21 protein-coding genes are annotated in these 21,902 nt (G+C 68.5%); 14 read left to right on the top strand and 7 right to left on the bottom strand.

Annotated elements, in window-relative coordinates; all coding sequences use genetic code 11:
- Positions 1-21 precede the first annotated feature (21 nt).
- On the bottom strand, positions 22-543 hold the full coding sequence (locus tag ACFY3D_RS19320; RefSeq protein ID WP_389981030.1) for an aminoacyl-tRNA deacylase: 522 nt from the start codon (positions 541-543) through the stop codon (positions 22-24).
- A 156-nt stretch (positions 544-699) separates the two neighbouring features.
- Between ACFY3D_RS19320 and ACFY3D_RS19315 the strand changes: the two genes are divergently transcribed.
- Both ACFY3D_RS19315 and ACFY3D_RS19310 read left to right on the top strand, forming a co-directional pair.
- Entirely contained in the window at positions 700-2,136 is a 1,437-nt protein-coding gene (locus ACFY3D_RS19315) for a CCA tRNA nucleotidyltransferase (RefSeq protein WP_389981028.1), read from the top strand.
- 70 nt (positions 2,137-2,206) lie between these two features.
- Positions 2,207-3,421, top strand: coding sequence for an adenosylmethionine--8-amino-7-oxononanoate transaminase (locus ACFY3D_RS19310; protein ID WP_389981430.1), 1,215 nt, complete (start codon positions 2,207-2,209; stop codon positions 3,419-3,421).
- A gap of 104 nt (positions 3,422-3,525) precedes the next feature.
- Here ACFY3D_RS19310 and ACFY3D_RS19305 read toward each other — a convergent pair whose 3' ends face one another.
- Complete coding sequence (locus ACFY3D_RS19305) at positions 3,526-4,827, bottom strand: MFS transporter (RefSeq protein ID WP_389981026.1); 1,302 nt, start codon at positions 4,825-4,827, stop codon at positions 3,526-3,528.
- Between the two features lie 135 nt (positions 4,828-4,962).
- On the opposite strand from ACFY3D_RS19305, the gene idi reads away from it, so the two are divergent.
- The gene (gene idi, locus ACFY3D_RS19300; protein ID WP_362926053.1) at positions 4,963-5,544 is read left to right on the top strand and encodes an isopentenyl-diphosphate Delta-isomerase; all 582 of its coding nucleotides are present in this window, start codon (positions 4,963-4,965) and stop codon (positions 5,542-5,544) included.
- A gap of 147 nt (positions 5,545-5,691) precedes the next feature.
- Here idi and ACFY3D_RS19295 read toward each other — a convergent pair whose 3' ends face one another.
- Both ACFY3D_RS19295 and ACFY3D_RS19290 read right to left on the bottom strand, forming a co-directional pair.
- Positions 5,692-6,771, bottom strand: a complete 1,080-nt coding sequence (locus tag ACFY3D_RS19295; protein WP_350941841.1) for an inositol-3-phosphate synthase — start codon at positions 6,769-6,771, stop codon at positions 5,692-5,694.
- Between the two features lie 32 nt (positions 6,772-6,803).
- Positions 6,804-7,478: a helix-turn-helix transcriptional regulator gene (locus ACFY3D_RS19290; protein ID WP_389981024.1), complete on the bottom strand. Its 675-nt coding sequence runs from the start codon at positions 7,476-7,478 to the stop codon at positions 6,804-6,806.
- 598 nt (positions 7,479-8,076) lie between these two features.
- On the opposite strand from ACFY3D_RS19290, the gene ACFY3D_RS19285 reads away from it, so the two are divergent.
- From ACFY3D_RS19285 to ACFY3D_RS19275, 3 genes are all read left to right on the top strand, one after another.
- Positions 8,077-10,743, top strand: a complete 2,667-nt coding sequence (locus tag ACFY3D_RS19285) for a transglycosylase domain-containing protein (protein ID WP_389981022.1) — start codon at positions 8,077-8,079, stop codon at positions 10,741-10,743.
- Positions 10,743-12,050, top strand: a complete 1,308-nt coding sequence (locus ACFY3D_RS19280) for a glycosyltransferase 87 family protein (protein WP_350941838.1) — start codon at positions 10,743-10,745, stop codon at positions 12,048-12,050. The genes ACFY3D_RS19285 and ACFY3D_RS19280 overlap by 1 nt, the downstream gene beginning before the upstream one ends.
- 299 nt (positions 12,051-12,349) lie before the next feature.
- The gene (locus ACFY3D_RS19275) at positions 12,350-13,504 is read left to right on the top strand and encodes a hypothetical protein (RefSeq protein WP_389981020.1); all 1,155 of its coding nucleotides are present in this window, start codon (positions 12,350-12,352) and stop codon (positions 13,502-13,504) included.
- A gap of 165 nt (positions 13,505-13,669) precedes the next feature.
- Here the strand turns inward: ACFY3D_RS19275 and ACFY3D_RS19270 are convergent, their stop codons facing one another.
- A complete protein-coding gene (locus tag ACFY3D_RS19270; protein WP_350941836.1) occupies positions 13,670-14,428 on the bottom strand; it encodes a deoxyribonuclease IV in 759 nt (252 codons plus the stop codon).
- Between the two features lie 95 nt (positions 14,429-14,523).
- On the opposite strand from ACFY3D_RS19270, the gene ACFY3D_RS19265 reads away from it, so the two are divergent.
- On the top strand, positions 14,524-14,706 hold the full coding sequence (locus ACFY3D_RS19265; RefSeq protein ID WP_350941835.1) for a hypothetical protein: 183 nt from the start codon (positions 14,524-14,526) through the stop codon (positions 14,704-14,706).
- Positions 14,707-14,879: 173 nt separating this feature from the next.
- Here the strand turns inward: ACFY3D_RS19265 and ACFY3D_RS19260 are convergent, their stop codons facing one another.
- Complete coding sequence (locus tag ACFY3D_RS19260; protein WP_389981018.1) at positions 14,880-15,182, bottom strand: hypothetical protein; 303 nt, start codon at positions 15,180-15,182, stop codon at positions 14,880-14,882.
- Between the two features lie 265 nt (positions 15,183-15,447).
- Here ACFY3D_RS19260 and rpsF point away from each other — a divergent pair, with 265 nt between their 5' ends.
- The 7 genes from rpsF to ACFY3D_RS19225 all read left to right on the top strand — a co-directional run bounded on the left by rpsF (position 15,448) and on the right by ACFY3D_RS19225 (position 20,090).
- A complete protein-coding gene (gene rpsF, locus ACFY3D_RS19255) occupies positions 15,448-15,738 on the top strand; it encodes a 30S ribosomal protein S6 (RefSeq protein ID WP_350941833.1) in 291 nt (96 codons plus the stop codon).
- 77 nt (positions 15,739-15,815) lie between these two features.
- Positions 15,816-16,370, top strand: coding sequence for a single-stranded DNA-binding protein (locus ACFY3D_RS19250; RefSeq protein ID WP_389981016.1), 555 nt, complete (start codon positions 15,816-15,818; stop codon positions 16,368-16,370).
- Positions 16,371-16,479: 109 nt separating this feature from the next.
- Positions 16,480-16,716: a 30S ribosomal protein S18 gene (gene rpsR, locus ACFY3D_RS19245; protein ID WP_344892480.1), complete on the top strand. Its 237-nt coding sequence runs from the start codon at positions 16,480-16,482 to the stop codon at positions 16,714-16,716.
- Between the two features lie 14 nt (positions 16,717-16,730).
- Entirely contained in the window at positions 16,731-17,177 is a 447-nt protein-coding gene (gene rplI / locus ACFY3D_RS19240; RefSeq protein WP_344744211.1) for a 50S ribosomal protein L9, read from the top strand.
- 229 nt (positions 17,178-17,406) lie between these two features.
- Positions 17,407-18,294, top strand: coding sequence for an ABC transporter substrate-binding protein (locus ACFY3D_RS19235; protein ID WP_350941831.1), 888 nt, complete (start codon positions 17,407-17,409; stop codon positions 18,292-18,294).
- A 115-nt stretch (positions 18,295-18,409) separates the two neighbouring features.
- Positions 18,410-19,276 (top strand): amino acid ABC transporter permease, encoded by an 867-nt coding sequence (locus tag ACFY3D_RS19230; protein WP_350941830.1) that lies wholly within the window; start codon positions 18,410-18,412, stop codon positions 19,274-19,276.
- A 70-nt stretch (positions 19,277-19,346) separates the two neighbouring features.
- Positions 19,347-20,090, top strand: a complete 744-nt coding sequence (locus tag ACFY3D_RS19225) for an amino acid ABC transporter ATP-binding protein (RefSeq protein WP_389981014.1) — start codon at positions 19,347-19,349, stop codon at positions 20,088-20,090.
- A gap of 102 nt (positions 20,091-20,192) precedes the next feature.
- On the opposite strand, the gene ACFY3D_RS19220 is transcribed toward ACFY3D_RS19225, so the two are convergent.
- A complete protein-coding gene (locus ACFY3D_RS19220) occupies positions 20,193-21,761 on the bottom strand; it encodes an APC family permease (protein WP_389981012.1) in 1,569 nt (522 codons plus the stop codon).
- Positions 21,762-21,902: the final 141 nt, after the last annotated feature.

Here is a 21,902-nt window from a genome sequence, read left to right as displayed (position 1 = left end):
ATGCTATGGCCTAACCGGCGCCTAACCGGCGAGCGGAAAGATCGTCGGCTCCCCGCGGGAGCCCTGCCGGGTCAGGTCGACGATCTTTCCTGACACCAGTGTGAGCAGGTGGTCCGCACGGATCTGGAGTGCCGTCCTGCGCTCCCCGGTGGGCACGTAAACGAGTGTGGCGCCGTGGGTGAGTCGCTCGTCCACCAGCACGGTGAGCGTGTCGGGCAACAGCAGCGGGCAGACCAGCCCCGAGGCGTAGTCGGTGGCGGAGTTGACGGTGAAGGCCGGAGCCACTCGCACCCTTCTCGCCCCCAGGATGCCGCCGATCACGCCGGGACGCGGCGGGGAGCCGACGGAGGTGACGACCGCCACGGGATCGCGGCCGAGTCGTGTCGTGACCTCGAAAACCGTGACCCCCACGCATATCTCAGGGCTCACCGACAGCACCTCGGGGAGTTCGTCCGAACATGTCATCGCGCGCGGAAGGCGTACGATCTCATGATGGACCTGGTGTGCGAGGAGCCAGCGGTGGATCGCGAGCGCATCCTTCATGTGTGCTCCTTGCCTCGACGCACAGTCCCCGAGGTTTCCTGACCGACCGTAACCTGGTGATCGCTTCAGGTGTATCCCCGCAGGGAACATGTTCCGTAACCGAAGGACCTACCCGGCTTGTCCCTTTCAAATCTGACCCAGAGCCAGCGCCACGGCATGAGCGAGCTGTTCCGGAAGATCGCACCCGTGGCGGACGAGCTCGGCGAGCTTTTCGCGGCCAGGGGCTACCAGATCGCCCTCGTCGGCGGCTCCGTCCGCGATGTCTTCCTCGCGAGGATCGGCAACGACCTCGACCTGACCACGGACGCGAGGCCGGAGACCATCCTGGAGCTCGTCCGCGACTGGGCCGACTCCATCTGGACGATCGGCATCGACTTCGGCACCGTCGGCGTCCGCAAGGGCGGGTGGCTGCTGGAGATCACGACCTATCGCAGCGAGTCGTACGACCCCAAGTCGCGCAAGCCCGACGTGGCCTACGGCGACACGCTGGAGGGCGACCTGGCCCGGCGCGACTTCGCGGTCAACGCGATGGCGCTGCGCCTGCCGTCCCGCGAGTTCGTCGACCCGCACGGGGGCCTCGACGATCTGCACGCCAAGGTGCTGCGCACCCCGGGCCCTCCCGAGCGCTCCTTCGGCGACGACCCGCTGCGGATGCTCCGCGCCGCGAGGTTCGCCAGCCAGCTCGGCTTCTCCGTCGATCCGGCGGCGCTCGCCGCGATGGGCGCGATGGCCGACAGGATCGACATCGTCTCCGCCGAGCGCATCCGCGACGAGCTGGACAAGCTCATCGGCGGTGACCACCCCCGCGAGGGCCTGCGGCTCCTCGTCGAGTCGGGGCTCGCCGCCCACGTGCTGCCCGAGCTGCCGAAGCTCCGCCTGGAGATCGACGAGCACCATCGGCACAAGGACGTCTACGAGCACTCGCTGATCGTGCTGGAGCAGGCGATCGACCTTGAGGAGAACGGCCCCGACCAGATCCTCCGCTGGGCCGCGCTCCTGCACGACGTGGGCAAGCCGAAGACCCGCCGCCACGAGCCCGGCGGCAGGGTCTCCTTCCACCACCACGAGGTGGTCGGGGCCCAGCTCGCCAGGAAGCGCATGACGGAGCTGAAGTTCCCCAAGGACGTGGTGGCCGACGTCTCCCGCCTGGTGGAGCTGCACCTGCGTTTCCACGGGTACGGCACGGGCGAGTGGACCGACTCGGCCGTGCGCCGCTACGTCCGCGACGCCGGACACCTGCTGGAGCGCCTGCACAGGCTGACCCGCGCCGACTGCACCACCCGCAACCGGCGCAAGGCGCTGGCCCTGTCGCAGACCTACGACCAGCTGGAGGAGCGCATCGCCCGGCTGGCCGAGGAGGAGGAGCTCGGCAAGATCCGCCCCGAGCTCGACGGCAACGAGATCCAGGAGCTCCTCGGCGTTCCGCCGGGGCCTGTCGTGGGCCGCGCCTACAGGTTCCTGCTGGAGATGCGCCTCGACAGGGGGGTCATCGGCAAGGAGGCCGCCGCGGACGCCCTCCGGGAGTGGGCGAGGGCCGACGAGGCCGGTGACGCGGGAGGGGTGAGCGAGGTGGGCTCTGAACGGCGCCTCTGAGCCGGACGATCACGTCACCCCCGGCTCCCGTCCCGGTGGTGACGCCCTTGACGGTCTCGACGAGGCCGGGATCGTCCTGCTCGACCGTGAGCACGTGTGGCACCCCTACGCGGCCGCGCCCCAGCCGGTGGCGCCGCACGTGGTCTCCCGCGCGGACGGGGTGCGGATCACCCTCGCCGACGGGCGCGAGCTGGTCGACGGCATGTCGTCCTGGTGGGCGGCGATCCACGGCTACAACCACCCCCGGCTCAACCGGGCGCTGAAGGACCAGCTGGAGGACATGGCGCACGTCATGTTCGGCGGGCTCACCCACGAGCCCGCCGTACGGCTGGCCGCCACGCTCGCCTCCATGACCGGGCTGCCGAGGGTGTTCCTCGCCGATTCCGGGTCGGTCGCCGTCGAGGTCGCGATCAAGATGGCGTTCCAGTTCACCGGCAGGGGACGGCTGCTCACGGTGAGGGGCGGCTACCACGGTGACACCTTCGGGGCGATGTCGGTCTGCGACCCGGTCAACGGCATGCACCACCTGTTCTCCGGTGTGCTGACCGAGCACGTGTTCGCCGACCGGCCGCCGCGCGAGTACGACGAGGGTTACGCGGCACGACTGTCGGACCTGGTCGCCCGGCACGCCCACGAGCTGGCCGCGATCATCGTGGAGCCGGTCGTCCAGGGGGCGGGCGGCATGCACTTCTACCACCCGGCCTACCTGCGGCTGCTCCGCGAGCTCGCCGACGAGCACGGCGTCCTGCTGATCGCCGACGAGATCGCCACCGGGTTCGGCAGGACCGGGGAGCTGTTCGGCTGCGACCACGCCGGGATCAGGCCCGACATCATGTGCCTGGGCAAGGCCCTGACCGGCGGCTACATGTCGCTGGCCGCGACGCTGTGCACCGAACGGGTGGCGAGGGGCGTCGGGGTGCTGATGCACGGGCCGACCTTCATGGGCAACCCGCTGGCCGCGGCCGTCGCGAGCGCCTCCCTGGAGCTCCTGCGGGAGCGCCCGTGGCGCGAGGAGGTCGGCCGGATCGAGACCGGTCTCCTCGCGGGCCTGAAGGGGGCCTCGGGGGCGGCCGGGGTGAGGGACGTGCGGGTCCTCGGCGCGATCGGGGTGATCGAGGCCCGTGAGCCCGTCGACGTCCCCGCCGTCCAGGACCTCGTCATGCGGCACGGCGTCTGGCTCCGCCCGTTCGGACGGCTGATCTACGCCATGCCGCCCTACTCGATCGGCGACGACGACCTGGAGAGGGTCACGACGGCGATGACGGCGGCGGCCCGCTCACTGTGACCGGTGTGAGGGCGACGGCGGCCGCCCGGTCGTCGTGAGGGACCCGACGGCGACGGTGGCGGTGGTGCGGTCGTCGTGAAGGGCACGGGGGCGACGACGCCCGCTCACTGCGAGGGCTGCGACGGCAGCGGTTCGGCCACCCGGGCCGGTGTGACGACCCAGTAGATCACCGCGCCCGCGACGTATCCGGCGGCGATGAGCACCAGCACGAGCAGCGACCTGCCGTCCGGCGGCAGCAGTGCCGCCGCCAGTGCCGCGGCCAGCACGTAGCTGCCGTTGAAGAGCATGTCGTAGATGGAGAAGGCCCGGCCGAGGTAGGCGTCCTGGAGATCCCGCTGGACGGCGGTGTCGGCGCAGATCTTGATGCTCTGCCCGGCGATGCCGAGGACGAAGCCCGCGGCCGCGAACCCCCACTGCTGGAACGCCGCGCAGAACGCGAGCGTCAGCACCCCGGAGGTGATCAGCATGGCCGGGACCCATCGTTCGATGGTGAAGCGCTCGGTGGCCCACGGCGTGACCAGGATGGCCAGGAAGTAGCCGACCCCCGAGGTGGCGACCACGACGGAGACCGCGTTCAGCGCGTCCTCGGCGTTCTCCGCGAAGTAGTAGCGCGACAGCAGCACGAGCATCGCGGTGCACATGCCGTACATGAACCGGTGGGTGGCCATCGCGCCCATCGCCGCCGCGGCGGCCCGGTGCCGGACGAGGTGCCTCGCGCCGTCGGCCAGGCCGGTCAGCACGTGGCGTACGGCCTCGCGGGCCTGCGGCCGGTCGGGGTCGTCGGCGGGACCGAGCAGACGCCTTCCCATGGTCATGGCGATGAGCGCGCTGAGCCCGAAGACGAGACCGGAGACGACGAGCAGCACGGCCGTACCCGGGTGGCCGGAGCCGAAGACCGCCCGGAGCAGGTATCCGGCGCCTATGCCCACGAAGGTGAGCACGGTGCCCGAGGTCGGGGTGACCGCGTTGGCCACCATCAGCCGGTCGGCGGGCACGACGTGCGGGAGTGAGGCCCCCAGCGCGGCGAGGAAGAAGCGGTTCACCCCGAGGACGCCGAGCGCGGCGACGTAGAAGATGCCGTCGGGGGCGTTCGCGGCGACGAGTGCCGCCGCCACGAGCAGCAGCGCCCCGCGGACCATCGGCGCGATGACGAGGATCTGCCGCCGCGACCAGCGGTCGATGAACACCCCGACGAAGGGTCCCAGGATCGAGTACGGCAGCAGCAGCACGGCGAGCCCCGCGGCGATCTCCACCGCGCTCGTGCTCTTCTCCGGGCTGAAGAACGCGAATCCGGCCACGGCGAACTGGAAGATCCCGTCGGAGAACTGCGAGACCAGGCGGGTCGCGTACAGCCTCCGGAAGTCCCGACCTTCCAGGACCACGCGTAGATCGGATGCAAATGACACGCGCTCAGCCTATGCGTGGGCGGCCTGGACGGGCATCGGGAACCTCCCTGATTGTGTTAACGGGCATTTACCACCTTTGCCTACGTATCACTTAGGGGGCGCGGTAAACCAACATGATCACGTACCCTCGTTCGAGTGACACCTGATGAACACGTTGTGCTCGTCGACACAGAGGGAAACGCGATCGGCACGGCGGCGAAGGCCACGGTGCACGGTCTCGACACTCCCCTCCATCTGGCCTTCTCCAGTTACGTGTTCGACGAGCAGGGGCGGGTCCTGCTCTCCCGCCGCGCCCTGCACAAGACGACCTGGCCGGGGGTGTGGACCAACAGCTGCTGCGGCCACCCCCTCCCCGGGGAGCCGCTCGCCGAGGCGGTGACCCGCAGGCTCTCCCACGAGCTCGGCCTCGCGGCCGACCGGGTCGACCTCCTCCTGCCGCGCTTCTCCTACCGGGCGGTCATGGACAACGGCATCGTCGAGCGGGAGCTGTGCCCGGTCTACCGGGTGCTCGTGACCGCGGAGGCCGCGCCGAACCCCGACGAGGTCGACGACGTCCGCTGGATGCCGTGGAAGGAGTTCACCGACGGGGTGCTCGGCGACCGCCTGGCGATCTCCCCCTGGTGCCGCGAACAGGTTCCCCAGCTGGTCGAGCTCGGCGCCGACCCGCTCGCCTGGGGGGCCGCGGACCCCGCCGACCTCCCGCCCGCCGCCCGCTGACGCGCCGGCCTCCCACCCGCCTCCCACCGAGACCTTCCGTTCCGCCGGTGTGGGTGCCTCTCACACCGGCGGTCGTTCAACGGCGAGAGCCCTCGGCCCACATGGGCCGAGGGCTCTCGCCGTTCGATGCCGGAAGGCTCGGGAAGGTCAGCGCTCGACCTCACCGCGGATGAACTTCTCCACGTACTCGCGTGCCTCGTCGTCGGAGTACTGCTCCGGCGGCGACTTCATGAAGTAGGAGGAGGCGGACAGGATCGGCCCGGCGATGCCCCGGTCAAGAGCGATCTTGGCGGCGCGCACCGCGTCGATGATGATGCCGGCGGAGTTGGGGGAGTCCCATACCTCCAGCTTGTACTCCAGGTTGAGGGGAGTGTCGCCGAAGGACCTGCCCTCCAGGCGCACGTACGCCCACTTGCGGTCGTCGAGCCACGGCACGTGGTCGGAAGGGCCGATGTGCACGTCGGCCTTCTGCATCTCGTGCGGGATCTGCGAGGTGACCGCCTGGGTCTTGGAGATCTTCTTGGACTGCAGGCGCTTGCGCTCCAGCATGTTCATGAAGTCCATGTTGCCGCCGAAGTTCAGCTGATAGGTGCGGAGCAACTCGACGCCGCGGTCCTCGAACAGCTTCGCCATCACGCGGTGCGTGATGGTCGCGCCGACCTGGGACTTGATGTCGTCGCCGACGATCGGGACACCCGCGTCGACGAACTTCTGCGCCCACGTGGGGTCGGAGGCGATGAACACCGGCAGCGCGTTGACGAACGCGACCTTCGCGTCGAGGGCGCACTGCGCGTAGAAGCGGTCGGCCTCCTCCGAGCCCACCGGCAGGTAGGAGACGAGGACGTCCACCTTGCTGTCCTTGAGGACCTGCACGACGTCGACCGGAGCCTCGTCGGACTCCTCGACCATCTCCCGGTAGTACTCGCCAAGGCCGTCGAGGGTGGGGCCACGCTGCACCGTGATGCCGAGCGGCGGCACGTCGCAGATCTTGATCGTGTTGTTCTCCGAGGCGACGATCGCCTCGGACAGGTCACGCCCGACCTTCTTGGCGTCCACGTCGAACGCCGCGACGAACTCCACGTCACCGATGTGATAATCGCCGAACTTGACGTGCATCAGGCCCGGCACCCGCATACCGGGGTCGGCGTCCCGGTAGTAGTGCACGCCCTGAATGAGCGACGTGGCGCAGTTGCCTACACCGACAATGGCTACGCGCACCGAACCCATGGCACTCGCTCCCCTTTTTGTTCTCTCAATGGTCAGTTTTCTTCCGGGGTGGCGTGCCGCCCCGTCGTGCCCGTCCCTGGCGCGGGCGCCCTGGACGTCTCCTCTCGCGCGGGTCGCCGCTCCCCCTCCGGCGGCGATGCCTGCCGTTCGGTGGCGATCAGCTCATTCAACCAGCGCACTTCGCGTTCGACCGACTCCAGGCCGTGACGCTGAAGCTCAAGGGTGTAGCTGTCCAGCCGCTCGCGCGTACGGGCGAGTGCCGTGCGCACGCTGTCCAGACGTTCCTCAAGCCGGCTGCGGCGACCCTCGAGAATGCGCAGGCGCACCTCGGCCTCGGTGTGCCTGAAGAAGGCGAAGTGCACGCCGAAGCTCTCGTCCTCCCAGGCGGAAGGGCCCGCCTGGGTGAGGAGCTCCTGCAGGCGCTCCTTGCCCTCCGCGGTCAGCTTGTAGACGATCTTCGAACGGCGGCCGGGGAGCACGATGGCGCTGTCGGCGGCCGTGGTGGCCGCGGCGGCGTCGCCGTCTTCGACGATCAGTCCGTCGGTGAGCAACTGGCGGAGGCACGGGTAGAGCGAGCCGTAGGAGAACGCCCGGAACATACCGAGCAGGGCGTTGAGCCGTTTGCGCAGCTCATAGCCGTGTAGAGGGGTCTCGTGCAACGACCCGAGCACGGCCAGCTCCAGCACGCCGCCACGTCCGCCGGCCACTGGAAACCACCACCTCTCGCGTCGATGTATCGAACCGATACATCGACAGGATACGTCCATTCAACATAAGGCTGCAATCAGCGACTTTCCCAAGAGGTTGGGAGCAAACGCCAAAAAGCCGTAGTCTGGCGCCTATGTGGTCACAGCAGACGGTGGTGGGAGATGGCCCCCACGTGGCGTGGGCCGCTTTTCAATACCGGGAATCCCACCTCAATGTGGGAGAGGTCTGCCAAGGTTGTTGCCGGAACCACCTGACGATCTCGTTCGTCCCCGGGAATGGAGATCCACCCGAATGGGCCGGCCACCAGTGAGCCAAGGCGACGAGATCTCCGGTGATCAGGAGGTAGTCTCGCCCGCCTGCACGCCGTCGTAGACCCCGATGACCGAACGAGGACGCGTGAGTTACAGCAACAGCAATGACCCGGAGCCGGACGGGCGCCGTCAGGGCGCCGACGAGTCGGCTCGCCAGGGGCGGCGCCGTCGCTCAAGCCCAGGAGCCGCTTCCCGTGCAGTCCCCCCTCCGCAAAACGTTCAAACCGGTGCGGGGTGGGATTCTCCTCGACAAGCACCGCAGGCGGGAGCCGATCCCCGGACCGCGATGATGCCCCAGCACGGCGGCATGCCCTACTCCGGCGGCACGTCCCAGCAGCCCGGTGGACCACCCCGGCGCGACGCGGGCGCTCCCGGCGGCGTGCCCCCGCGCGGCCCCGCGGGTCCAGGCGCTCCCGGCGAGACACGCCGCCGTGACACCGACCCGACAGGCCGCCGCGCCGAGGCCGCCTTCGAGGACACCCAGGCGATGCTCGCAGCCCAGTCGGGCGGCGGGCGTTCCGCGGGTTCGAGGCCGGGCGACGGCGGCCGCAGGCGCCGAGGACGCGGTGCGAGCGCTCTCGCCGCGGAGGGACCAGGAGGCCCGGAAGGCCCCGAGGGCCCCGGCGGAGACGGTTTCGACGGCGACGACGACCCCCCGAAGAGGTGGACGCGCTTCCTGCCCAACTGGAAGATCGTGATGGCCAGCTTCGTGGTCCTCACCGCGGGCGTCTTCGGCATGATCGCGGTCGCCTACGCCAACACGCCTGTCCCCTCGTCCCGGCAGGCCGGCGTCGACGACCGGGGCAGCGTCATCTACTACGGCGACGGCAAGACCGTGATGGCCCGCTACGGCACCAAGCGGACCCCGGTGAAGCTCAAGCAGATCCCCGTCCACGTCCAGGACGCGGTGATCGCCCTGGAGAACAAGACCTTCCGCACCGACAGCGGCATCGACGTCGCGGGCATGGCCCGCTCGGTCTGGAGCACCGTGAGCGGCGCCCAGCTCCAGGGCGCCTCGACCATCACCCAGCAGATGGCCCGCGGTTACTACGAAGGTCTCAGCCAGGAGGTCTCGATCCAGCGCAAGATCAAGGAGATCTTCGTCGCGGTCAAGATCAGTAAGACGCTGGAGAAGGACGAGATCCTTGAGGAGTACTTCAACCTCGTCTACTTCGGGCGCGGCGCGTACGGCATCCAGGCCGCGGCGAAGGCGTTCTTCGGTAAGAACGTCGGCGATCTGACCGTGCCCGAGGGCGCCTACCTCGCCGGCCGGATCCAGAACCCCACCGTCTTCGACATCCAGGAGACGGAGAAGAAGAACTACGCCGCGACCAAGGAACGCTTCCAGGCGGCCCTCAGGAACATGGCGGACATGAACCCCGCCGAGTACGGCAAGTATGCGAACAGCTCCTTCGAGGACCTGAAGTTCGAGGACGTCAAGGTCACGGAGATCTTCAAGGGGCTCAAGGGCTACATGCTCAACATCGTCTTCCGTGAGCTCAACGGCCGGGGTATCACCCGCAAGGACCTGGAGACCGGCGGTTTCAAGGTCTACACCACGTTCAACAAGAACATGATGAAGGCCGCCAGGGACGCGGTGAAGGCCAGGACCGCGGGCCTGGACCCGACCATCCACGCCAGGCTGGCCTCGGTGAACCCGAAGAACGGCCGGGTGCTCGCCTTCTACAGCGGCGACGACTTCGTCAACGACTTCAACAACCGGGCGTTCGACTCCACCAAGCAGGCGGCGTCGGCGTTCAAGCCCTACGTGCTCGCCGCCTGGCTGGAGAGCGGCAAGTCGCTCGACAGCTATGTCGAAGGCATGGCGTCGATCAAGATGCCGAACACCACCCCGATCAAAAACTCCGGGAACCAGCCGTTCGGGCCGATCAACATGGTCAAGGCCATGGCCAGCTCGGTCAACACCGTCTTCGCCCAGATGGGCAAGGAGGTCACCCTCGAAGAGGTGGCGAGGATCGCGAGGGAGGCGGGGGTCGGCGAGACGGCGAAGCAGAACCCGGCCTACGGCGACAAGAACGCGGTCGACTGGGCGGTCGAGCACCAGAACTACCTGACCACCATCGGTGTGGCCTCGGTGACCACGGTCGAACAGGCCGCCGGTTATTCGATCTTCGCCAACGAGGGCAAGCACGTCGACTGGCACACCGTCGTCAAGGTGACCAAGCACGACGGCACCGTCGTGCTCAAGGAACTGGCCGACGAGCGGCAGGTCATCACCCCCGAGTCCGCGGCCGACGCGACCGTCGCGCTCCAGGCCGTCGTCAAGAGCGGCACCGGTGGCGCGGCCAACATCGGCACCCGGCCGGTGGCCGGCAAGACCGGCACGAACAACGACTACAAGGACGCCTGGTTCGTCGGTTTCACCCCGCAGATCGTCACCGCGGTCGGCATGTCCAAGGACGTGCCCTACAACAAGGCCGGGACGCGCAAGCTCAAGGTCGACAAGTACGGCCTGCCGAGCAGGAAGATCAAGGACGAGAACATCGTCTGGAAGGAGGAGCCCATGCCCTCCTTCATCGGCGGTGGCGGCACCCCGACCCAGATCTGGCACGACTTCATGCAGACCGTGACCGCGAAGGACGAGGTCGTGCAGTTCCCGCCGAGGGCCAACACCGGATCGCTGCACAACCTGGCCACGCCCAAGCCGACGCCCTCGCCGACGCCGACGATGGAGGACACCAACCCCTTCCCCGACGAGAACGGCGACGACGGCTGGCCGAACGAGAACCCCGACGACGGTGGCGATTTCGGCGGCAACGAGTGCCTTCCCGGGGACCCCTCGTGTGACGCCGGCGATGACGGCGGCTGGGGTGGCGACGGGCCGCCGAACGGCGTGATCGAGCAGAACGGCGCGCCAGGCGTGGTCGGCGCACCGGGAACACCTGCCGGGGCCCTCGTGCCGACACCCACAGCGAGCGGACGACGTCCCTGATGAAGAATCTTCTGCCGCAGCGGGAGTCGCTGTCCGAGTTCGGCAACCGGGCCATTCCGTACACGCCCCTCGCCCTGTTCGCAGGGCTGGGGGCGGTTCTGGCCTGGTTCTGGAAGTGGCCGTGCCGCGTCGACGGGGCGTGGAACGACGGGACCCTGCAGTTCACGAACTTCTGTTACACCGACATCTATCCCCTGTGGTGGAACGAGAAGCTCAACGAGGGGATGGTCCCCTACTTCGACTATCCGGTCGAATACCCCGTCGGCATCGGCGGGATCATGGAGTTCTTCCGCCGGATCGTCACCCCCATGAGCGATCCGGGGACGGCGTTCTACGACCTCACCGTCATCCTCATGGCGCTCTGCCTGGTCGTCGGCGTGCTGCTGATGGCCGCGCTGGCCGGTCCCGCCAGGCGCTGGGACGCGCTCTGGTACGCCCTCGCCCCCGCGCTGATCCTCACCGCGTACATCAACTGGGACCTGGCGGCCAACGCCCTCGCGCTGGGCGCGCTGCTGGCCTGGTCGAAGCGGAAGCAGTGGCTCGCGGGCATCCTGCTGGGCCTCGCGATCGCCACCAAGTTCTATCCGCTGATGTTCCTCGGCCCGCTGTTCCTGCTCGCGCTGCGAACCGGTAAGTGGGTGCCGTTCCTCAAGACGATCGGCGGTGCCGCGGGCGCCTGGCTCGTCGTCAACGTGCCGATCATGATCTTCGCCTTCGAGGGGTGGAAGAGGTTCTACGTCTTCAGCCAGGAGCGACCGGCCGACTGGGGCTCCATCTGGTACTTCTTCAACCAGAAGCAGTGGCCGATCCTGGGTGACGCCGAACTCCTCGACAGGCTGGGCGTCGTCTCGCTCGCCGCGTTCTGTCTCGCGATCGCCGTGATCACGCTGACCGCGAAGACCCGTCCCCGCCTGATGCAGCTGTGCTTCCTCACCCTGGCGGCGTTCATGCTGACCAACAAGGTGTGGTCGCCGCAGTACGTGCTCTGGCTGATCCCCTTCGCGGTGCTCGCCAGGCCGGGCTGGAGGCCGATCGCGCTCTGGCAGCTCGCCGAGTGCTGGTACTTCTTCGCGATCTGGCTGTATCTGGTGGGCATCCAGCCCGGCAACGAGGCCCTGGGCATCGCGGGCGACACCTACTTCACCGCCGTGTGGGGCCGCGCGATCACCATCCTGATCATGATGGCGTTCGTCGTGCGGGACATCTTCGTCCCCGACAAGGACGTGATCCGCCAGGACGGGACCGACGACCAGGCGGGTGGCGTCTTCGACGAGGCACCCGACCGTTTCCGGCTCGCGCTCTCCTAGGGAGCCGGTCAGGTAACCGCACAAAGTGTTGATCAACACCGAATGCGGCCGGGCCGACCTGTTGCGACCTGCGGTTCAGCCGAAGGCCGAACACCGCGTGGGCTTTACTTGACCGGTGCTCCGACGTCGGGGCCGTTCGGCGAGCCGAGCTCTCTCGGGGTGACAGGGGCAGAGGGAGAGGCCGGGGCGTCCGGGGCTCGGCCGGGGTGACAGCCAGGGTGACAGGGGGTCGGATGGGCCTGTTCGGTGAGCGTTCACATCTGGCGGTTCGCCCAGATGATCCGGGACAATTCGACTTTGTGACCACTTCCCCCGCTCCTCCGCGAGACGCGCCTCCCGCGCCTTCCGCTCCTGGGCGCGATGTCGCGACGGAAGGGCTGCTGCTCTGGCTGGCCTCCAGGTTGGGAATCGTCGTCCTGGTCGTCATCGGCTCCCAGGCGCTCATGGAGGGGGATGCCCTACCGGCGCCCTTCCTGGAGCGCTGGCGCAACTGGGACGCCAATCTGCTCATCACCATCGCCGAACACGGGTACGGCGGGCCTCCGGGCAGCGAGCCCGACAGGGGGTTGCCCGCCTTCTTCCCCGGAATGCCGCTGATGCTCCGCGCGGTGCATCTCGTGATCGACGACTGGACGCTCGCCGGGCTGCTCATCTCCCTGGTGGCCGGCGCCGTCGCGATGACGGCGCTCGCCAGGCTGGCCGAGTTCGAGGGGCCGCGGGGAGCGGGCCGGTACGCGGTGCTCGCGCTGCTGCTCTGGCCGATGGCGGTGTTCCTGTTCGCGGGCTACAGCGAGGCGCTCTTCCTCGCCTTCGCCATCCCCGCCTGGCTCGCGGCGCGTCAGGGCCGCTGGCCGCTCGCCGCGGCCCTGGCGGCGGGCGCCTCCTGCGTGCGCATCACCGGCCTGTTCCTCGCCATCGCGCTGATCGTGGAGTTTCTCGTCCGCAGGCACCCGCTACGGCAGGTGGGGTGGCTGCTCCTCCCGTTCGTGCCCCTGGCCCTCTACTCCGCCTACCAGTACTCCCGTACGGGTGACTGGCTGGCCTGGAAGACCGCGCAGGAGGCCGGTTGGGGACGTTACATGGTGTGGCCCTGGGAGTCGTGGAACACGACCTTGGGCGCGGCGATGGGCGAGGGGCGGATGGCCTGGGCGTTCCGGCTGGAGATCGCGGGGGCGATCGTCGGGGTCGCGCTCGTGCTTCTCCTGCTCTACCTGCGGAGGTGGAGTGAGTTCGTCTATGTGGGACTCCAGGTGGGCGCCCTGGTGTGTTCCGCCTACTACCTGTCGGTACCGCGCTCGGCGCTGCTGTGGTGGCCGCTCTTCGTCCTGATCGGCAGGGCGAGCAGCGGTCCTGAGCCGTGGCGACGATGGATCATCCTCGGCTACGCCCTGGTGCTGGGACCGTTGATGGCGCTCAACGCGTTGATCTTCGCCGACGGCGCCTGGGTGGGCTGAGCCGTAGGGGTTGCCCCCTTACCCACTCTCCGGAAAAAGTAATCCCATGAAGTTATCCACAGGCTGTGGACCAACAGGCTGTGGATCGGCTTTCGCCCACCGGCGAGACGTTCTCCGCGGTGCCGCCGTCCGGCGGCACCGCCACCCGGGCCCCGGAACCTCGCCTCAGAGCTTCGTCCGGAGGAAGGCGATGTCCTCGGCCTGGCCGTCGAAGGGGGTCTCCACCACGATCGGCGCGTTCGCGCTCCGGCACACGCCCAGGATGAGCTCGGGGTCGATCTGACCCGCGCCGAGGCTCGCGTGCCGGTCGGCGCCGGAGTCGAAGGCGTCGCGCGAGTCGTTGCAGTGGACCAGGTCGATCCTGCCGGTGATCGCCATGACCCGCTCGACCACGTCCGCCAGGTCCTCACCACCCGCGTGCGCGTGGCAGGTGTCGAGGCAGAAGCCCACGTCGAAGCCGTCGAGCGCGTCCCACAGCCGGGCGATGCGCTCGAGCTTGCGCGCCATCGCGTTGCCGCCGCCCGCGGTGTTCTCGATGAGGACGGGGACCCCGTGCTCCTCAAGGCGCTCGAACACCTTGCGCCAGTTGTCGAAGCCCTTCTGCGGGTCGTCTCCGGCGCCGACGTGCCCGCCGTGGACGATCAGACCCCGGGCGCCCAGCTCGGCCGCCGCCGCGAGGTGCGCGCTCAGCAGCTTGCGGCTGGGAATGCGCACCCGGTTGTTGACGGTCGCGACGTTGATCACGTAGGGGGCGTGGACGTAGACCTCCACGTCCGAGTCCTTGATCTCCCGGGTCTTCTCGCCGATGACCGGGGCCTTCCACCCCTTCGGGTCACCGAGGAAGAACTGCACGACCTGGGCGTCGCGTGCCCTGGCGTGGGCCAACGGGTCGTCCTGGTCGACGTGAGCTCCGATAAGCGGCATGTATCCGAGAGTAGCCGTTTCAACGCCCAGGGCAGGGGCAGTCGCAGGTCGCGCCCCACCGCCCGCCCCCACGGGCCAACCCCAAGGAGTTCCAAGTGGCTGCTCGCTATCGCAGAGGGATCAGTCTCATCGGTCTCATCTACATCCTGATCGGCATCTACGTCGCCTGGTTATACGACTACATCACCCCCGCGCTCCTGAAGGACATCGCCGAGGCACTGCTCGCCGTCTTCCTGTGGTTCCTCATCCTGCTGGGCGTGGATCTGCGTCTCGGCTGATCCCGCGTCCCGTACGCGCCCCCCGATCGCATCGGATCGGGCACGGCCGCCGACCCGCGGCGAGGCGGCACGTACCGAGGACGGGGCCGGTCGTTCCCCGCTCACGTTCGAGATCTTTCAGGGCCGCTCGCGGCCCGGTCCTCGTTGGTGTGGCCCTCGTCAGGTTCGGGACCCTACGGGAGGAAACCCCCGTTGCGGATGCCGAAGGCCACACCGACGAACGAGGCCACGATGCCCACGATGTTCAGCGCGCGCTCCGGTGTCGTGGCGGAGACGTACTGGGAGTAGAGACCTCCGCAGAAGCCGAGCACCCCGAGCCACGACGCGACGGGATGCGCGGAGGGGATGAGCCCGGCCACGAAGGCGACCAGCCCGCAGAGGATCGTGCAGACGCTCAGCACGTTCTCCAGGGGATGACGCCGCCCGTCGCTGTTCAGCCTGAACCGGAAACGCCCGCTCGGGCTCCGTCCGGACACATGAGGCACCTTCATCGCCCCCTTTCCCATGAGGGCGTGTCCTGGAGAGGACGAACCCGTTTCCTGTGTGGGGACGTGCCCGGCGAGGCGACGGCCCAACCCTTGACGGGCTGGTAGGCTGGCACGGCTACGTCGAATGGGTGTGTCATGGCCCACCCTCCACCCCGAGCGCCGAAATGGGAGTTCCGGGGTGAAGCACGTCAGCGTCCTCCTGTCACGGCACGGTGTCGTGACCGCAAGAGTCCAGAGGAGGTTGGAAGTCAGCATGCGCCGTTACGAAGTGATGGTCATTCTTGACCCCTCGCTCGATGAGCGTACGGTCGCCCCTTCCCTCGACCAGTTCCTCACGGTCGTCCGCAACGACGGCGGCACCGTGGAGAAGGTCGACGTGTGGGGTCGCCGCAAGCTGTCCTACGACATCGCGAAGAAGCCCGAGGGCATCTACGCCGTCATCGACCTGAGCGCCGAGCCCGCCACGGTCAAGGAGCTCGACCGGCAGATGAACCTCAACGAGGGAATCCTGCGCACCAAGGTCCTGCGCCCGGACGTGCACTAATCTCCGGCATTTTGTCGGACGGCAGCCGTACTCTGAGCCGATAACCAGCGAAGGCCGCAGGAAGGGCAGCGCTAGCCATGGCAGCAGGCGACACCACGATCACCATCGTCGGCAACCTCGTCGACGATCCGGAGCTGCGCTTCACCCCCACGGGTCAAGCGGTGGCCCGGTTTCGCATCGCGTCCACTCCGAGGTTCCTCGACAAGACGACCAACGAGTGGAAAGACGGCGAAGGCCTGTTCCTGACCTGCAACGTGTGGCGGCAGGCGGCGGAGAACGCCGCCGAGAGCCTCCAGCGCGGCATGCGGGTCATCGTTCAGGGACGGCTCCGCCAGAGGTCTTACGAGACCAAGGAAGGCGAGAAGCGCACCGTCTACGAGGTCGAGGTCGACGAGGTCGGCCCCTCCCTGAGAAACGCGACCGCCAAGGTCAACAAGACCGCCCGTCAGGGCGGTGGCGGTGGCTTCGGCGGCGGTCCCGCCAACGACCCGTGGGCCTCCGCGACGCCGGCCGCACCGCAAGGTGGCGGCTTCTCCGGCGGCGGCGGCAACAACTACGGTGGCGGCGGTCAGCAGCAGCAGGGTGGCGGCGGCTTCGGCGGCGGCGACTTCAGCGACGAACCGCCTTTCTAGGGACGCTCCTCCGGGACGGTCACGACCGCGCCCGGCATGCCAGGCGTCCCAGTCCATATCCGCAGCGACCATTCCCGCCTGACGGCGGGGCTCTGAAAGGAGCACCACGATGGCCAAGCCGGCACTGCGCAAGCCCAAGAAGAAGGTTTGCCTGTTCTGCCACGACAAGATCTCCTACGTCGACTACAAGGACACGGGGCTGCTTCGGAAGTTCATCTCCGACCGCGGCAAGATCCGTGCCCGCCGGGTGACGGGCAACTGCACCCAGCACCAGCGTGACGTGGCGACCGCTATCAAGAACGCTCGTGAGATGGCGCTCCTGCCGTACATGAGCACCGCGCGCTAAGGAGGTCCGGACAGATGAAGCTCATTCTCACCAGTGAGGTCACCGGCCTCGGCGCCCCCGGCGACATCGTCGAGGTCAAGAGCGGTTACGGCCGCAACTACCTGCTTCCCCGCGGCTTCGCGATCCTCTGGACGCGCGGCGGCGAGAAGCAGATCTCCTCGATCAAGAAGGCCCGCGACGCCCGCGAGATTCGCGACCTTGGCACCGCCAAGGAGGTCGCCGGTCAGCTGCAGGCCCTCAAGGTGGTCCTGAAGACGAAGGCCGGCGAGTCCGGTCGCCTCTTCGGCTCCATCACCACGGGTGACGTCGCCGAGGCCGTGAAGGCCGCCGGTGGCCCCCTGCTCGACCGCCGTCGCATCGAGATCGCCTCCGCGATCAAGAGCCTCGGCTCCCACCGGGTCAGCGTCAAGCTGCACCCGGAGGTCTCCGCGTCCCTCGATGTCGAGGTCGTCGCGGCCTGACAGGCCCCGTGAGACAAGGGCTCCTCTCCGTTCGCGGGGAGGAGCCCTTGTCCTTTCCCGGTCCTCCTGCGGATCCGGGGAGCGCTCTTCCCGTCCTCCGGGGAGCCTGGGGGACCGATGAAAGTCCCCTTTCCCGCCGGGAAAAGTTCATATGCTGGTACCCCGTTACCCCAGGTCACTGCGAATACATACAATTCGGAAATCGTTGCTTCGCCCTGGAGGTTTTGTCATGGTCCGTCCCTCGATGCTGTTCGCGCTCGGTGCCCTCGCGGCGACCGCGGTGGCCTGTGCGCCGGCTTCGGAAACGGCGACCCCGGCGAGCCCCGCATCCTCGACGTCCGGCGACGCCTCCGCGGCCCCCAGCGCCTGCGCCAAGGACAGCCCCGCGCTGAAGACCCCCGGCAAGCTGACCATCGGCACCGACAAGCCCGCCTACGACCCGTGGTTCAGCGACGACGACCCCACCAACGGCAAGGGCTTCGAGAGCGCGGTCGCCTACGCCGTCGCGGACCAGCTGGGCTTCGCCAAGGATGACGTCACCTGGGCCACGGTGAAGTTCGACTCCGCGTTCGCGCCGGGCGCCAAGCAGTTCGACTTCGACGTGAACCAGGTCTCGGTGACCCCCGACCGGGCGAAGGTCGTCGACTTCAGCAAGGGCTACTACACGGTCAAGCAGGCCGTGGTCGCGCTGGACGGCTCCAAGATCGCCTCCACCACGGACCTCGCGGGCCTGAAGGACGCCAAGATCGGCGTGCAGATCGGCACCACCTCGCTGCAGGCGGTCAAGGACGTGATCAAGCCCTCGTCCGAGCCCAATGTCTACAACGAGCAGATCGACGCCGTCAACGCGCTGAAGAACAAGCAGGTCGACGCCGTGGTGGTGGACCTGCCCACCGCCTTCTACGTGACCGCCGCACAGGTCGAGAACTCCAAGATCGTCGGTCAGTTCGGCGCGGCCTCCGGTGAGCCCGAGGTCTTCGGCGCGGTCTTCGAGAAGGGCAGCCCGCTGGTGAGCTGTGTGAACGAGGCCATCGACAAGCTGACCGCCTCCGGTGAGCTGGCGAAGATCGAGACCGAGTGGCTCGGCTCCGCCGCGGGCGCACCGGAGCTGAAGTGACCCTGAAACACCCTCCGACACCGCCCGCGACCGGACCCGGCCCCGGAGCCGACGCGGACGCCCGGGTCTCGCCGCGGACGCGGCGCGCGTACGGTCCGCGCCACGGCGGCGCTCGATGAAGAACGACGAGCGCCTGCGGGTTCCCGTCGACTGGCAGAAGAGCGAACGGCAGCTTGAGCGCGAGCGGCTCCGCAGGAGGGCGTCGATCCGTTCGAGCTCCGTCGCGACGGTCTCGACGATCCTCGTGATCGTCCTGCTGCTCTGGCTCTTCACGGCCTCCCCCGGCTGGCCGAGGGTGCGGGAGACGTTCTTCGACCTCGACCAGTTCACCGGGGCGCTGCCGGACGTGCTGAGCGGGTTCCTGCTCAACGTCAAGATCTTTCTGATCGCCGAGCCGCTCATCCTCATCGTGGGACTGCTCGTCGCGCTCGCCCGCAACCTCACCGCGCCGGTGTTCTTTCCGCTGCGTGCCCTGGCGGTGATCTACACCGACGTCTTCCGCGGCGTGCCCACGATCCTCATCATCTATCTCGTCGGTTTCGGCCTGCCCGCGCTCGGCCTGCAGGGAACACCGACGGACCTCGCGACGCTGGGCATCATCGCGCTCACCCTCTCCTACGGCGCGTACGTGGCGGAGGTCTTCCGTGCGGGCATCGAGTCGGTGCACCCCAGCCAGCGGGCCGCCGCCCGGTCCCTCGGGCTGAGCCACGGCCAGACCATGCGCCACGTGGTGGTGCCGCAGGCCGCGCGCAGGGTGGTGCCGCCGCTGCTCAACGACTTCGTCTCACTGCAGAAGGACACCGCGCTCGTCGCGACGATCGGCCCCCTGGAGGCGCTGCGGCAGGCGCAGATCCACGTCGCCAGCACCTTCAACTACACGCCGTACCTCGCGGCGGCGCTGCTGTTCATCCTGCTCACCATCCCGATGGCCCGCTTCACCGACTATCTGGCGGCTCGCTCGCAGAGACGGCGGGGCCAGTGAGCGTGCGTACCCCGGCGTACGGCGGCATCCCGTCGCCCGGCGAGACGGTGACGGCACGGGAGGAGAGTGCATGAGCCTGCTCACCATCGAGGGGCTGTGGAAGAACTACCACGGCCACAACGTGCTGCGCGGGATCGACCTGGAGGTCGAGCCGCACGAGGTGGTCTGCCTGATCGGCGCCTCGGGCTCGGGCAAGTCCACCCTGCTGCGCTGCGTCAACCTGCTGGAGACCGCCGACGACGGCACGATCACCCTGGACGGCGAGGAGATCACCGACGCCAGGGTCGACCCCGACGACGTGCGCAAACGCATCGGCATCGTCTTCCAGGCGTTCAACCTGTTCCCGCACATGAGCGTGTTGGACAACATCACGCTGGCCCCGCGCAAGGTCCACAAGGTGAGCGGGAAAGAGGCCGAGGCACAGGCCCGCGACCTGCTGGCCAGGTTCGGCCTGGGGGACAAGGCGGACGCCTACCCCGACCAGCTCTCCGGCGGCCAGCAGCAGCGTGCCGCCATCATCAGGGCGCTGGCCACGCGGCCCCGCCTGATGCTGCTGGACGAGGTCACCTCCGCCCTGGACCCCGCGCTGGTCAAGGAGGTGCTCGGGATCATCAGGGAGCTCAAGGAGGGGGGCATGACCATGGTCCTGACCACCCACGAGATGGGTTTCTGCCGGGAGATCGCCGACACCGTCTGCTTCCTCGACGGCGGCGTGCTCCTGGAACGCGGCACCCCCGAGCAGATCTTCACCGATCCTCGTGAGCCCCGCACCAGGGAGTTCGTGCAGAACGTGATCGACGCCCGGCGTCTCTGATCCCCTCTCGCCCGCGCGTCCCCGAAGCCGCGCGAGGTCGTGAGGCCCACGGGCGTCTCGGGGGCCCGGCGGGCCTCATGGCCCGCGCGGTGGACGGTCCGCTCAGCGCCGGTGCCTGCCGCGAGGTCCGGCCGTGGGCCCGGGGCCACCGGGCCGGCCGGGAGGGCCCTGTGCAGGGTCGTACCGCCCCGGAGGGGGGTCGGCGGGAGCCTCGGGGACGGGGCGCGCCATCGTGGCGAGCACGCTGTTGCGTCTGCCGTACACCAGGTAGACGAGCACACCGAAGGCCATCCAGATGATGAAGTACAGCCAGGTGATGAGCTGGAGGTTCACCATGAGCCACAGGCAGGCGAGGATCGTGGCGATCGGCAGGCCGGGAGAGAGCGGGGTGCGAAAACCTCTCGGCAGCTCCGGCATCGTCTGCCGCATCCGGATCACCCCGCCGGCCACGACGATGAACACGAACAGGGCACCGATCACGACCAGTGGTTCGAGCGTCAGCACGTCCACGAGCTCGGCCAGCAGGATCGCGACGAAGCCGATGACCAGGGTGACCCTTGTCGGGCTGTGATAGCTGCGGTTGATCTTGGAGAGCGGGCGGGGAATGAGCCCGTCGCGCGCCATGGAGAACATCACCCGGGTCAGGCCGACGAGCAGCACCAGGATGACGGTGGTGAGGCCGAGCACCGCCCCGATGTTGATGACGTGCACCATGAAACCCACGCCCGCGTCGCGGAAGGCGCTGGCGAGCGGTGCGTCCGTGTCGATCTCGTCGTACGGGATCATCCCGACCATGACCACCGCGACCGCGATGTAGATGACCGTGGTGATCACCAGCCCGCGGATGATTCCCTTCGGGATCGAGCGCGGGGCGTCCTCGGCCTCCTCGGCGGCGGTGGCCACGACGTCGAAACCGATGTACGCGAAGGTGATGGCCGCCGAGGCGGCGAAGATGCCGAACCAGCCGAACGCGCCCGTCTGGCCGAAGAGGAGACCGAGCAACGGGGAGTGCAGGGCGTCCTCGGCCTTCCCCCCGGGCGTCGCCGGCACCGGGATGGCCGCGAGGTTGCGCCGGTCGAAGTGGAGGGCGCCGATCACGATGACCGCGCCGATGGCGAGCAGCTTGGCGATCACGATGATCCACAGGGTGCGCAGTCCGACACGGGCGCCCAGGGCCACCACGGCGGTGAGGATCACCAGAATGAACAGCGTGAACAGGTCGAAACCCATGCTCTGGCCGACCATGCCCGCGACCGCCCCGGGAAGGTTCACCCCGAGGTCGGCGAGCATCTGGGCGGCGTAGAGCGACCAGGCGCGGGCCACCGCCGCCGCGGCGAGGAGGAGCTCCAGGATCAGCGCCCAGCCCACGACCCAGGCCCAGACCTCACCGAAGATGACGTAGGCGAAGGTGTAGGCGCTTCCCGCGGTCGGCATCGCGGAGGCGAGCTCGGCGAAGCAGAAGGCCACGAGCAGGCTGGTGATTCCAGCGATCATGAAGGAGAGGAACACGCCGGGTCCGGCCATGCTCGCCGCCTGGCGGCCGGCGAGGCCGAAGATTCCCGCGCCGATCATGACACCGATGCCGAGGACGATGAGGTCCGCCCCGCGATAGGCCGTGGGGAGGCCGTGGCGCGCACCGGTCCACCGGTCGGTGGCATGGCCCGGCGGCATGCGGCGAACGATCGAGGGGGAAGGGCCTTTGGGCACGACGTGACCAATCGTGGTGGGCTTTTAACCCTGTATCGAGGGACTTGTCTCACAGTGCCGCAGGAGAGTTTCGCAGGTCAAGGGCTATCCCATCACGTGGTGGAT

This window comes from Streptosporangium sp. NPDC000509 (assembly GCF_042898365.1).
Classification (GTDB): domain Bacteria; phylum Actinomycetota; class Actinomycetes; order Streptosporangiales; family Streptosporangiaceae; genus Streptosporangium.
This window is presented reverse-complemented; position numbering and strand designations above follow the sequence as displayed.